Source organism: Mannheimia varigena (assembly GCF_013377235.1).
Classification (GTDB): Bacteria; Pseudomonadota; Gammaproteobacteria; order Enterobacterales; family Pasteurellaceae; genus Mannheimia; species Mannheimia varigena.
In genome coordinates this window covers 270,449-282,522 of the sequence record NZ_CP016226.1, presented here as the reverse complement: position 1 = coordinate 282,522, position 12,074 = coordinate 270,449, and the positions used below count along the sequence as shown (strand labels likewise).

The following is a 12,074-nucleotide window of genomic DNA, read 5'->3' as shown; positions in this document are numbered from 1 at the left end:
ATTCTCCTTACTTTAACAACAAATAGTTGGTTTGTTTCACTTCTTCCATTACCACATAAGTTCGGGTGTCATTCACACCTGGTAAACGTAATAAAGTTGTACCGAGTAATTTACGATACGCTGCCATATCTGCTACACGGGTTTTTAATAAATAATCGAAATCTCCAGACACTAAATGGCATTCTTGAATTTCCTCTAGTTGCTGAATCGCCTTATTAAATTCCTCAAATACATCAGGCTTACCACGCACAAGAGTAATTTCCACAATAACTAATAAAGGGGCATCTAACAACTCTGGGTTTAATAATGCTTTGTATCCTGTAATCACGTTATTTTTTTCAAGGCGTTTTACTCGCTCTAAACAAGGTGTTGGCGAAAGTCCTACACGTTTTGATAATTCAATATTTGAGATTTTCCCGTTACGTTGTAGCTCGTTTAAGATTTTTAGATCAATAGCATCTAGTGCTTTAGGTAGTTTTTTATGTTCCATATTCACTCCTTTTTAGGCAATTATACTGTGATAAACAGAAATAATCCTAATTAATTTTGCAATAAAACTGATAATAGCTGTTCGCCGAAGGATTTACGCCAACCCATTAACAACTCGGGCATTTTTTCTTGTGATCTGCCATCAATGAACCACTTAAATAGTTGGTTTAATTGGCGTTTACTTGCAACCAACTCTGGGGCAAGATCAAGCGGTCGAATTTCAGCTAATTTTTGCAGCATTAACTGCATATTATACTTGTAGCCTTTCTCATCGATTACACGTTTGATCAGTTTTGGATAAAACTCAGGCTGAACCGCCTTACCCTGTTCGACTAACCAGAGGATTTTTTTGCCGTGAATTCTCACTTCGTTAGGGTGCATAAATTCTAATAATTGAGACGTATGTTTTGGTTGTATTTTTGCTATTTGAAATAAATTGGCTTCTTTAACCACAAAATTTAACGCAAGATCACGTTTTTCTGCTTCATCAATCCGCCATTTAGCTAACGCTTGTAAGATAGCTAATTCTTGCTGATTTAATCGCCACGCATTTGCAATGTTTTTATAGGCTTTGGTTTTATCTTCACTTCGTTTAATTTTAGCAGATATTGTCTCACACTCTTCTTTAACTGCATTTAGCCAGTTGCTCTTTTCTAATACGCCAGATAGTTTTTCGTAAATCGGCAATAAATACCAGACATCTGCAGCAGCATATTGCAACTGCTCATTGGTTAAAGGTCGGGCAAGCCAATCAGTACGAGAAGCACCTTTATCAAGCTCAACTTCTAAATAATGAGAGACCAATTTCGCAAAGCCCATTGATATCCCAATGCCTGCAAAACCTGCCATAATTTGGGTATCAAGCATCGGTTCTGGTAATTGTTTGAATTGATGTTCAAAAGCTTCTAAGTCTTCACTACAGGCGTGTAGTACTTTCACAGTATTTTTATCTGCTAATAGTGAGACAAAAGGCGAAAAATCGGAAATTGTAGTCGGATCAATTAAGCTAACTTGTTTACCATCATATAACTGAATTAAACCTAATATCGGATAATAAGTACGAGTACGGATAAATTCCGTGTCTAGTGCTACGGCATTTGCTTTTTTAGCCTTTTCGCATACTGCTGCTAGTTGTTCGTTTGTATCGATCCAGTTATAGCAAATTAAAGATGTCATAGTCGTTTTCCGTAATTTTTTCAAAGCATAAAATAATTTGTGATCTGCTTCTCATTATAAACAAAAAAAGATTGTTATTTTTTTCAGATCAAAAAATAATTGCCGCCATCATAATGATAAAAAGGATTTTTTAAATGTTTTCTGATAACAAAGCCTTACATTTAGGTAAAATTTACCGTTTAATTGAGCAATTTGAATTAATTTCAAGAACTGATTTAGCTAAGCTATCAGACTTAGCACCAGCCTCAGTAACAAATCTAACTAAAATATTGATAGACAATCATTTTATTTTAGAAAGAGCCGTACAAAATACGCTATCACGTGGTCGCCCTTCTATTGGCTTAGCAGTTTCAAACTTCTTTTGGCAATTATTATGCGTAACAGTTTCACCACATAAGGTTGAAATTTCGCTCTGCCAATTAAATGGTAAGCAGATTCATAAGCAAGATTATACAATCTCACCGCAGCATTATGCTCAATTAGACGATAATATATTGAAATTTATTGACAATTTCCAACAAGTTTACACAATAGACAAAGAACAGTTGCTTGCGGTTTCTGTGAGTGTGGTAGGTAAAATTGATGCCGAAAAAGAGAGCATTACGCAATTGGGTAATCACACTATTCTTTGCCACATTACACCAAAACTAACACCATTATTTGATTGCCCAATTTTATTAAGCGAACATTTTCAATTGTGGTTGTTGGCAGAATCGACTGTAGGCTCTTTAATCAGCCAAAACAATGTGATCTTCATTGAATTAGACGATACAGTAAACGTGAGTGTACTACTAAGCGGAAATTTGCTTCATAAGCAGTCAAAAATGAATGTGGATAATATGCATATGCCTAAATTCAGCCAATTAAGTGATGAAACATTTCCTGAATTAGATGCCATTGATCGTTATAAATTAATTAATCAAGTTACCTTCCCTGCTATTGTGCAATTAATTGATAAATATTTACCGAATGATTTAACAACACCAGAACAAAAAATCAATTTGCTTTGCCAAAAAATAGAGGAAAATCAAACTATTGCATTAAGCATCTTAGATCATATTACTGATAATCTAGCTTATGCTTTGATGAACTTAGCCAATATTTTCTCTAGTGAGAAAATTATGTTTAACTCACCACTACTTCAGGTAAAGGAGCCACTATTTAGCCAACTTTCAGTAAAATTACAGAAAAATTTATTACAACAAGATCTAAACATTGATTTAGTAACTAGCCAATACGATTGGAATAGCCCATTAATTGCTTGTTCTGCAATAAAACAGGGAATTTATGACGGAAATTTGATCAAGGACAGTATAAATTAATCTTTTCTTAGTTAAACTACAGGGCGTGAATTTTTTGTTAAATTGTTAAAGGAATTTGTAATGCCCTCATTATTTATTACTGGCACAGATACAAATGTTGGTAAAACGGTCGTTACCCGAGCGATTATCCAAACACTTACTGAGCACAATTTCTCTGTAGTGGGTTATAAACCGATTGCGTGCGGTGGCGATGATTCCTTACCGACCGAGCCAACTCAGTATGATTATGCAACGGAAGATAACCCGGATGTATTAACTATTTTAGACAGTTGCCCAAAAGAAGTCTGTTATCGAGATATTAACAGTTACACGTTTATCCATTCCAGCACACCTATATTTGCAGCCCTAGATGCTGTTCACCATATTCAGTTAGAAAAATTGAATAGTGATTTATCTCGCTTGGAAGAACAATATCCAAATGTGGTAGTTGAAGGTACTTATGGTTGGCTTACACCTATTAATAAGGATTATAGCTTTGCTGATTGGGTAATCCAAAATAATATGCCTGTTGTGTTAGTTGTTGGTATTAAAGAGGGTTGTGTTAATCACGCACTACTCACCGCAAATGAAATTTTGCAACGTGGGGGGAGGTTGATTGGCTGGGTGGCAAACCGTGTTAATCCAGGTTTACGCCATTATCACGAATTAATTGAGTTGCTTACGCAAAAAATTAATGCACCATTATTAGGGCAAATTCCTTATATGGGGCACCCTGAGCGAAAACAGCTTTCATCTTATCTGCAAAATCCAACTCCATTATTTGACTATTTCAGCAAATAACACTCAATAAACCCCATTTAACAAGATTCTACTGAACGTTTTTAAATGGGGTCTCATTTTTGTGATAAACCGCATTTTTATGCTTTTCATGTCTACGGTAACTGCCTTTTCCTTTACGATTCTTTTCAACTTTATGCTGAAAAAGCGGATCTGTTACTAACGCTTTTACCACGATCTCTTTGATTTTACCTCGCTGATGGAGGTAACCATTATTTTGTTTATTCATACTCATTTCCTCTTCATAAAAAGTAAGCAATATTCTGTCAAATTCATCTGCCGTTATATATAAAAATTGGGTATAATTGTTAAAATTTCAATGCAAGCGGTCATATTTTCAGATTATTTTGCAAATTCAGAGGTTTTATTATGAAAAAAGAAGTTGGACATCATTTTTTAGCTCGCTTAGGTAAAACTCGTTTACGTCCAGGCGGTAAACTGGCAACAGATTGGTTAATTGGAAACGGTGATTTTTCAAAAGACAAAAAAGTATTAGAAGTTGCTTGTAATATGGGAACAACCGCTATTCAACTGGCGAAGCAGTTTAAGTGCCAAATTATTGGTATTGATTTAGATGAAGAAGCTCTTGAAAAAGCCCGTGAAAACATTAAAGAGCAAGAGGTTGAACATTTAGTTCAAGTACAAAAAGCGAATGCGGTAAAACTGCCATTTGAAGATGAAAGTTTTGATATTGTGATTAACGAAGCTATGCTAACAATGCTTCCACAAGAAGCCAAAGAAAAAGCAATTCGTGAATATCTTCGTGTGTTAAAGCCGAACGGTTTTTTACTTACGCACGATATTATGCTCAATACCGAAAATTCTGATGAGTTATTAGCAGAGCTACGTGATGCAATTAATATTACAGTATTGCCACTTACAAAGCCGGATTGGAAAGCGTTATTCCACCATTGCGGCTTTAGAAACGTGGAAACTTTTTCAGGTGAAATGTCTCTACTCTCTCCGAAAGGTTTAATTCACGATGAAGGTGTGTTAGGGGCTATGAAAGTAGTTGGTAATGCGTTAAAGCCAGAAAATCGTGAAACGTTTAATAAAATGTATAAAATTTTCAACGATCCTGATCAAAAGTTAGGCTTTGTTGCAGTTTGTAGTCAAAAATAATTTTCTAGTTAGTTAAAAAGGCAATACAAAATATATGTTTCAAATGTTGCGAGAGTGGTATCAAAGAAAATTTACCGACCCACAAATAGTTGTCCTATTTAGCATTCTATTAATTGGATTCGGCATTATTTATTTTTTCAGCGATGTATTAATGCCGCTATTAGTCGCCCTTGTATTTGCCTATTTGCTGGAATGGCCAACTCGCTTTTTAACGGTTAAATTAAGATTACCTAGAACACTAAGTGTTATTTTAATCTTAGGTAGTTTTATTGCTCTGCTCTCATTCTTAGGCGTGGTATTACTGCCAACATTATGGAATCAAGCAGTAACCTTTATCCAAGATTTGCCATCTATGTTCAACTTGCTCAATGCTTGGGTGCTAGGGCTGCCTGAACATTACCCGGAATTAGTGGATTACGCTACCGTTGATTCAATTATGAATACCGCAAAAAGTAATATTTTGAGTATGGGAGAATCGCTTCTAACGCTTTCTATTAACTCTATTATTAGTTTGGTTGGATTAGGTATTTATACATTCCTAGTACCGTTAATGGTATTTTTCTTATTGAAAGACAAATTGGTGTTAATGCGTTCATTTAGTAAAGTATTACCACAAAACCGCCGCTTGGCGACCCGAGTATGGTTTGAAATGCAACAGCAAATTGCTAACTATATTCGTGGTAAGTTTTTGGAAATTATTATTGTTGGGGTTATAACCTACATTATTTTCCTCTTTTTTGATTTACGCTATCCATTACTACTTTCTGTTGCAGTAGGGATTTCAGTATTAATTCCTTACATTGGTGCTGTATTAGTCAGCATTCCGGTAATGTTGGTTGCTTTGTTCCAATTTGGTTTATCGCCTGATTTTTATTACTTAATGCTTGCCTTTATTATCAGTCAATTACTAGATGGAAACTTACTTGTACCGTATCTATTTTCTGAGGCAGTTAATTTACACCCCCTCACTATCATTATTGCCGTACTGATTTTTGGTGGATTATGGGGCTTCTGGGGCGTATTTTTTGCTATTCCATTAGCAACCTTGGTTAAAGCCGTAGTTCAAGCCATTCCATCTAGCCATACAGACGCAATTATTTTAGAGAAATAAGTAGCTTTTATTATAAAGAATGGATACTCAAGAACTCTTGCAAAAGCCAGCTCGCCATCATCATCTTAACCAACTAAATGCCGTTGTCGCTTTAGGTGGGGGGCACGGTTTAGGGCGATTACTCTCTGCCTTACCATTTTTAAAAGAACGGCTTACAGGTATTGTTGCAACTACTGACAACGGAGGATCAACAGGGCGTATTCGCTCTCAACAAGGAGTGATTGCTTGGGGGGATTTACGCAACTGTTTGAGTCAAATCATTGTAAAACCTACAGTGGCCTCTCGCCTTTTTGAATATCGTTTCGGTGGAACTGGCGAACTAAGCGGACACAACCTCGGTAATCTTATTCTTACCGCCCTCGAAAATATGCAAATTAGACCGCTTGATGGAATTAACCTTGTACGAGATTTGCTACACGTCAGATCAAAGCTTATTCCGATGTCGGAAACACCTGTTCATTTAATTGCAGAGTTACAATGTGGCACAAAAGTTTTCGGCGAAGTGCAAATTGATGCACTGACCGAAATACCTCATCATTTAGAGCTAGATACACCTGTATCAGGTACACCAGAAGCGATTTCTGTTATTCAAGAAGCAGAGTTAATACTACTCGGTCCGGGCAGTTTTTTTACCAGTATTATGCCGAATTTGCTGGTTTCGGATATTGCTCAAGCTATTAGTCAAAGCCAAGCTAGAGTCATTTTTATTGATAACATCGGGCAAGAACACGGACCTGCCGGGAATTTATCACTTAACCAGCGAGTTGAATGGATTGAGAACTGTATCGGGCAATCTCGCATAAACGGTGTGATTACAACTGATGATGAGCAATCAGAACTTCCATCGCATATTCAAACGCTGCGTAAAAACTTATCGGCTGATGATGTTTATTATCGCCACGACCGCCATAAATTAAGCAAAACCATTGATGAACTTATTCAAAATCTATAATTAAATCCCAAAAAACAAGCGGTTAAATTTTTCTAGTTTTTTGCAATTTGCAAAATATAAAAGAAATTTAACCGCTTGTAGGTTTAATTAATGATTATTTTGAGCGCTCTACCCACTTACCATCAACGTAATCAACAATCCATTTAGTTGCCTTACCGTTTTTATCTGAGGTTACATATTGGCGTTTTTCTTTACGGCTAAAGCGAATAATCGTCTCGTTTCCTTCAGGATCTTGTTGTGGAGCATCAGCAAGATATTGTAATTTCTCCGGAAGGCGATCACGATATTTAGCTAATTCTGCCACTTTCGGGGCTCGGCTTTCACGCACTTTCGGGAAATTGTGTGCCGACATAAAGACACCGCTTGCTCCGTCACGCAATACAAAATAAGCATCGGCTTTTTCGCATTTAAGTTCAGGGAAGGCAATCGGATCTTCTTTTGGCGGAGCCACCTCACCATTTTTCAAAATTTTGCGAGTGTTATCGCAATTCGTACAGCCCATATATTTGCCGAAACGACCTAATTTTAGGTGCATATCCGCACCACATTTATCGCATTCTACAACAGGCCCATCATAACCTTTAATTTTGAATGAGCCTTGTTCCACAATATAACCATCGCAGTTTGGATTGTTTCCGCAAACGTGTAATTTACGTTCTGCGTCAATTACATAACTATCCATCGCAGAATCACATTTCGGGCAACGCTTACGAGCCATTAATGCTTTAGCTTCTGAATCAGAATCCAGTACATTTAACAACTCTGCTTCCGGAATTAAATTCATCGTAGTTTTACAGCGCTCTTTTGGTGGTAACGCATAGCCTGTACAACCTAAGAAAACCCCTGTAGAAGCGGTACGGATAGCCATTTTTCTGCCACAAGTCGGACAATCAATATCTGTCGGCACAATGCTGTTTGGCTTCATCCCTCCTTCAAGCTCATCTAATTCCGCTTGGGTTAGCTCTTCAGAAAAATGCTTAAAGAATGTATTTAATTCATCTTTCCAGTTTTTATTACCTTCTGCAATTTGGTCTAAAACTTCTTCCATATTGGCAGTAAAGTCGTAATTCATTAAATCTTTAAAAGATTCATTTAAACGATCGGTAACTACCTCACCGATTTTTTCCACATAAAAACGTTTGTTTTCAGTGCGAACATAGCCACGCTCTTGAATGGTCGAAATAATTGAAGCATAAGTTGAAGGGCGACCAATTTTACGCTCTTCAAGCTCTGTAACTAATGAAGCCTCATTAAAACGTGCAGGCGGTTTGGTAAAGTGCTGGCTTGGCACGACTTCATCAAGTTTGAGTTTTTGATGAAGTTCTACTGCCGGTAATTCTTGATCTTCAGGATTTTTCCCTTGTACCGGCAATACTTTCGTCCAACCATCAAAACGCATTACACGTCCGCTCGCTTTTAATTCATAATCTCCGGCACGAACAGTTAATGAAGTAGAATCGTAGCGTGCAGGCAACATCTGGCAAGCTAAGAAACGACGCCAAATTAAGTCATATAAACGTTCAGCGTCTTTATCCATACCTTTTAAATCAGCCATTTTTACATTCACATCAGATGGTCGAATGGCTTCGTGGGCTTCTTGTGCATTATCTTTACTGCGATACACATTGGCTTTCTCTGGCAAATAATTTGCCCCAAAGTTATCTTCAATATAACCACGAGCCATCGCCAGAGCTTCACGGCTTAAGTTTGTAGAGTCGGTACGCATATAGGTAATATAACCCGCTTCATACAAACGTTGAGCCAACATCATTGTTTTCTTTACCCCAAAGCCTAAACGTGTGCTTGCGGTACGTTGTAACGATGAAGTAATGAATGGAGCAGATGCTCGAGAACTGGTCTCTTTTGCTTCAATATTAGAAACAATAAAATCACTTTTTTCTAATGCTTGAACCGCAACATTCGCATCTTCTTCATTTTTCGCTGAGAATTTTTTACCTTTGTAAGCCGCCAATTCAAGCGGTAATTTTTTACGATTAATTTGCGTATTGGCTAAAATGGTCCAAAATTCTTCACTTTGGAAAGCTTTAATTTCACGCTCTCGCTCAACTAATAATTTCACCGCGACAGATTGCACACGCCCTGCGGATAAGCCACGAGCAACTTTTTTCCACAGTAATGGCGATACCATAAAGCCTACCACTCTGTCTAAAAAGCGGCGAGTTTGTTGAGAATTAACACGGTCAATATTTAGCGGCTGCGGATCTTCAAATGCCTTTTTAATTGCATCTTTGGTAATTTCATTAAAGACCACTCGGCTAAAGCGGCTATCATCACCCCCAATGATCTCACGCAAATGCCACGCAATCGCTTCCCCTTCTCTATCCAAGTCGGTTGCCAGATAGATATGGTCTGCTTTCTTCGCCAGTGATTTTAATTCAGATACTACTTTTTCTTTATCAGGCATAATCTGATAGTTCGCTTTCCAGCCGTTGTATGGATCGATTCCCATACGTTTCACTAAAGCTGTACGTTCTTTTTCTGCCTTTACTTTTGCTTTTTCTGTTACACTCAACCCTTTAGTTGAAATCGGCTTTGCTTTTTCCGTTTTTTCATCACTGCCGCTTTTCGGTAAATCACGGATATGCCCTACACTGGATTTCACAACATAGTCGCTACCGAGATATTGATTAATTTTTTTCGCCTTAGCTGGAGACTCCACAATAACGAGTGATTTTCCCATAGTTTATTACCTAATTTTTAATAATTATTCAGATTATCTTGAAATTATTTCTTTTTTAATTGATTTTTCAATATACTATTTTTACGATAGCAAGCCTTAACAGAAATTACAACATAAAGAAGAGAGAAAATGGACAAACTAAACGCAATCAGTCTATTTTGCAAAGTAGTTGAAACCCAAAGTTTTACTCAAGCCGCACAACAAGCCCAAATATCATTGCCAATGGCGAGTAAATTAGTTGCACAATTAGAAGAACATCTGAATGTACGTTTACTGCAACGTACTACTCGAAGAATCACCCCTACGGAAGCAGGATTGCTCTATTACCATCGTTGTTTGCCTATTTTAAACGAATTGAAAGATGCTGAAGCAAGTGTGAGTAATATTAGCTCAACCTTGCAAGGTAAAATCACAATGTCTGTACCAATGGATTTTGGTTCTCGCTTTATTGCTCCTTATTTAGGGAAATTTATGGAAAGTTATCCTAATTTGGAACTTCATATCGAATTTAGCGATAGGCGGGTTGACGTAATTGCTGAAGGCTTCGATCTAGTCTTGCGTATCGGTAGCCTAGCTGATAGCTCTATTGTGGCAAAAAAAATTGCTGATTCGCACTTAATGCTAGTTGCTTCACCTGACTATTTAACCCGAAATGGCGAGCCTAAAAGTTTAGAAGAACTCAGTAAACGAGGCTGTTTGCTTTATGAATATCACCCACAATGGCAATTCACTCAGCAAGGGCAAAAAAATAGTATTAAGCCTGAGGGAAAAATTTATAGTAATAATGGCTATGCGTTAGTACAAATGGCAAAAGCAGGGTTGGGGATTATCAATATCCCTAAGTTTTTGATAAAAGAAGAACTCAAAAATAGAGAGCTAGTGCCAATTATGCCATTCTTAAAGCAAGACTCACTACAAATCAGCCTACTCTACCCTAATCGCCGTTATCTTTCTCCTAAAATCAGAGTTTTAATTGAGTTTTTCTCGCAGCTTATGCAGGAACAAAGAGATTATATATAAAAAAACAAGCAATTATTTAAATAACTGCTTGTTTTTTATGGATTGTTTTTAATCAAAAATGTTCAGTTTTCTTAAGATAAAAATTAACAGTGCTGCACCTAATACACCAAAGAAAATACCAACTATGTTGAAATCTCCTGCTTTATATGCAGAGCCAATGCCTAACACGTCGCCAAATAACCAACGACCTAGAGATGAACCAACAATACCTACAATGATATTTTTACAAAGTCCACCTTCACTTTTCATCACTATTGATGCTAACCAACCGATAATAGCACCAACGATAATTGCTGCGATCCATCCCATAACATACTCCGTTTTATTAGTTAATGATTTTATTTATGGTATTAAGTCAGTAGGTATGACGACCTACTTTCTTAACTCTACTATATTAAATGCAGAAAAAGCAACATTTATTTAACTTAAACTAAAAAGTTTCTTTTGCTTCTTTCAATAAATTTTCTGCAACATTAATGCCTAACTCTTTTGCTGTTTTAGTATTAATAGATAATTCTAATTTGCTGACTTCTTGAGTTGGAATTGAGCCAGCTTTTTCACCTCTTAATACACGAGCTGCACTTTTACCTGTTGCAACACCAATATCATATTGATTTACCGCATAAGCAGCGATAGCGCCACGAGAAACAGTATTACAATCTGCTGCAATTACAGGGATTTTTGCTTCTAATGCTGCTTTATGCAAAGCTTCATAGGCAGACACAACACCATTGTCTTCTGAAATATAAATAGCTTGCACTTTACCATTTAAGCTGCGAGCAGCTGTACCAATATCTGCACTACGCTGAACTGCAACAGGAACAACATTAATTCCTTGTTTTTTTGCTTCTTCTTTTAATTCTTCCAATACAATTGTAGAGTTCACTTCACCCGCACTATAAACATAACCTACTGATTTTAATTCAGGTACTAACGTTTGAATTAACTTTACTTGTGGTGCAATTGGTTTATGGTCTGAAATTCCTGTTATATTTGTCTCTGTCGGCCCCCATGATTTTACTAATTTTGCGGCAATTGGATCTGTTACACCTGAGAATACAATCGGAATAGAACGCGTTGCCGCAACCACTGGTTGTGCAGAGGGCGTCGTAATCGGAATGATAATATCAGCTTTATCACCTACAAATTTACGTGCTATCTGTGCAGCAGTTGCCGTACTACCCTGTGCTGATTGATAGTTGATTTTAATATTTTTACCATCAACGAAACCTTCTCTTTCTAACTCTTCAACTACACCTTTACGAATTAAGTCTAAAGCTGGATGATCAACAATAGCTGTAATTGCAACATTCTGCACTTGATCTTGGCTAAATGCTGCAACGGATAAAGTGCTTAATAAGGTAACAAATAATGTTTTACGGAATTTCATAGGTTCTCCTTAAT

Annotated in this window: 12 protein-coding genes; 6 read left to right on the top strand and 6 right to left on the bottom strand. The window is 36.9% G+C overall.

Features of this window, described 5'->3' with window-relative positions:
* Positions 1 to 7: 7 nt before the first annotated feature.
* Together lrp and rnd are read right to left on the bottom strand one after the other, a co-directional pair.
* On the bottom strand, positions 8 to 490 hold the full coding sequence (gene lrp / locus A6B40_RS01230; protein ID WP_025217271.1) for a leucine-responsive transcriptional regulator Lrp: 483 nt from the start codon (positions 488 to 490) through the stop codon (positions 8 to 10).
* A gap of 50 nt (positions 491 to 540) precedes the next feature.
* On the bottom strand, positions 541 to 1,665 hold the full coding sequence (rnd, locus tag A6B40_RS01225; RefSeq protein WP_176671315.1) for a ribonuclease D: 1,125 nt from the start codon (positions 1,663 to 1,665) through the stop codon (positions 541 to 543).
* A gap of 134 nt (positions 1,666 to 1,799) precedes the next feature.
* Between rnd and A6B40_RS01220 the strand changes: the two genes are divergently transcribed.
* Positions 1,800 to 2,987 (top strand): ROK family protein, encoded by a 1,188-nt coding sequence (locus A6B40_RS01220; RefSeq protein ID WP_025217269.1) that lies wholly within the window; start codon positions 1,800 to 1,802, stop codon positions 2,985 to 2,987.
* A gap of 60 nt (positions 2,988 to 3,047) precedes the next feature.
* On the top strand, positions 3,048 to 3,767 hold the full coding sequence (bioD, locus tag A6B40_RS01215) for a dethiobiotin synthase (RefSeq protein WP_025247675.1): 720 nt from the start codon (positions 3,048 to 3,050) through the stop codon (positions 3,765 to 3,767).
* Positions 3,768 to 3,795: 28 nt separating this feature from the next.
* On the opposite strand, the gene arfA is transcribed toward bioD, so the two are convergent.
* Complete coding sequence (gene arfA / locus A6B40_RS01210) at positions 3,796 to 3,993, bottom strand: alternative ribosome rescue factor ArfA (RefSeq protein ID WP_176671314.1); 198 nt, start codon at positions 3,991 to 3,993, stop codon at positions 3,796 to 3,798.
* 137 nt (positions 3,994 to 4,130) lie between these two features.
* Here arfA and A6B40_RS01205 point away from each other — a divergent pair, with 137 nt between their 5' ends.
* From A6B40_RS01205 to A6B40_RS01195, 3 genes are read left to right on the top strand one after another with little or no spacing between them, the layout of a single operon-like run.
* Positions 4,131 to 4,886 carry a class I SAM-dependent methyltransferase gene (locus A6B40_RS01205; protein ID WP_176672298.1) on the top strand — a complete coding sequence of 252 codons (756 nt, stop codon included), beginning with the start codon at positions 4,131 to 4,133 and terminating at the stop codon, positions 4,884 to 4,886.
* Positions 4,887 to 4,920: 34 nt separating this feature from the next.
* A complete protein-coding gene (locus tag A6B40_RS01200; RefSeq protein ID WP_025217265.1) occupies positions 4,921 to 5,997 on the top strand; it encodes an AI-2E family transporter in 1,077 nt (358 codons plus the stop codon).
* A gap of 19 nt (positions 5,998 to 6,016) precedes the next feature.
* Complete coding sequence (locus A6B40_RS01195) at positions 6,017 to 6,949, top strand: gluconeogenesis factor YvcK family protein (protein ID WP_176671313.1); 933 nt, start codon at positions 6,017 to 6,019, stop codon at positions 6,947 to 6,949.
* Positions 6,950 to 7,043: 94 nt separating this feature from the next.
* Here the strand turns inward: A6B40_RS01195 and topA are convergent, their stop codons facing one another.
* Positions 7,044 to 9,650, bottom strand: a complete 2,607-nt coding sequence (gene topA, locus A6B40_RS01190) for a type I DNA topoisomerase (protein ID WP_176671312.1) — start codon at positions 9,648 to 9,650, stop codon at positions 7,044 to 7,046.
* A gap of 129 nt (positions 9,651 to 9,779) precedes the next feature.
* Here topA and A6B40_RS01185 point away from each other — a divergent pair, with 129 nt between their 5' ends.
* Positions 9,780 to 10,670, top strand: coding sequence for a LysR family transcriptional regulator (locus tag A6B40_RS01185; RefSeq protein WP_138316907.1), 891 nt, complete (start codon positions 9,780 to 9,782; stop codon positions 10,668 to 10,670).
* Positions 10,671 to 10,718: 48 nt separating this feature from the next.
* On the opposite strand, the gene A6B40_RS01180 is transcribed toward A6B40_RS01185, so the two are convergent.
* On the bottom strand, positions 10,719 to 10,979 hold the full coding sequence (locus A6B40_RS01180) for a GlsB/YeaQ/YmgE family stress response membrane protein (protein ID WP_025217261.1): 261 nt from the start codon (positions 10,977 to 10,979) through the stop codon (positions 10,719 to 10,721).
* Between the two features lie 121 nt (positions 10,980 to 11,100).
* Complete coding sequence (locus A6B40_RS01175) at positions 11,101 to 12,060, bottom strand: ABC transporter substrate-binding protein (protein WP_176671311.1); 960 nt, start codon at positions 12,058 to 12,060, stop codon at positions 11,101 to 11,103.
* Positions 12,061 to 12,074: the final 14 nt, after the last annotated feature.

Bases quoted from the DNA above. Each gene is read 5' to 3' on its own strand.
- topA (WP_176671312.1), bottom strand. From the start codon at position 9,650: ATGGGAAAATCACTCGTTATTGTGGAGTCTCCAGCTAAGGCGAAAAAA.
- lrp (WP_025217271.1), bottom strand. From the start codon at position 490: ATGGAACATAAAAAACTACCTAAAGCACTAGATGCTATTGATCTAAAA.
- rnd (WP_176671315.1), bottom strand. From the start codon at position 1,665: ATGACATCTTTAATTTGCTATAACTGGATCGATACAAACGAACAACTA.
- A6B40_RS01185 (WP_138316907.1), top strand. From the start codon at position 9,780: ATGGACAAACTAAACGCAATCAGTCTATTTTGCAAAGTAGTTGAAACC.
- A6B40_RS01195 (WP_176671313.1), top strand. From the start codon at position 6,017: ATGGATACTCAAGAACTCTTGCAAAAGCCAGCTCGCCATCATCATCTT.
- A6B40_RS01180 (WP_025217261.1), bottom strand. From the start codon at position 10,979: ATGGGATGGATCGCAGCAATTATCGTTGGTGCTATTATCGGTTGGTTA.
- A6B40_RS01175 (WP_176671311.1), bottom strand. From the start codon at position 12,060: ATGAAATTCCGTAAAACATTATTTGTTACCTTATTAAGCACTTTATCC.
- arfA (WP_176671314.1), bottom strand. From the start codon at position 3,993: ATGAATAAACAAAATAATGGTTACCTCCATCAGCGAGGTAAAATCAAA.
- A6B40_RS01220 (WP_025217269.1), top strand. From the start codon at position 1,800: ATGTTTTCTGATAACAAAGCCTTACATTTAGGTAAAATTTACCGTTTA.
- bioD (WP_025247675.1), top strand. From the start codon at position 3,048: ATGCCCTCATTATTTATTACTGGCACAGATACAAATGTTGGTAAAACG.
- A6B40_RS01200 (WP_025217265.1), top strand. From the start codon at position 4,921: ATGTTTCAAATGTTGCGAGAGTGGTATCAAAGAAAATTTACCGACCCA.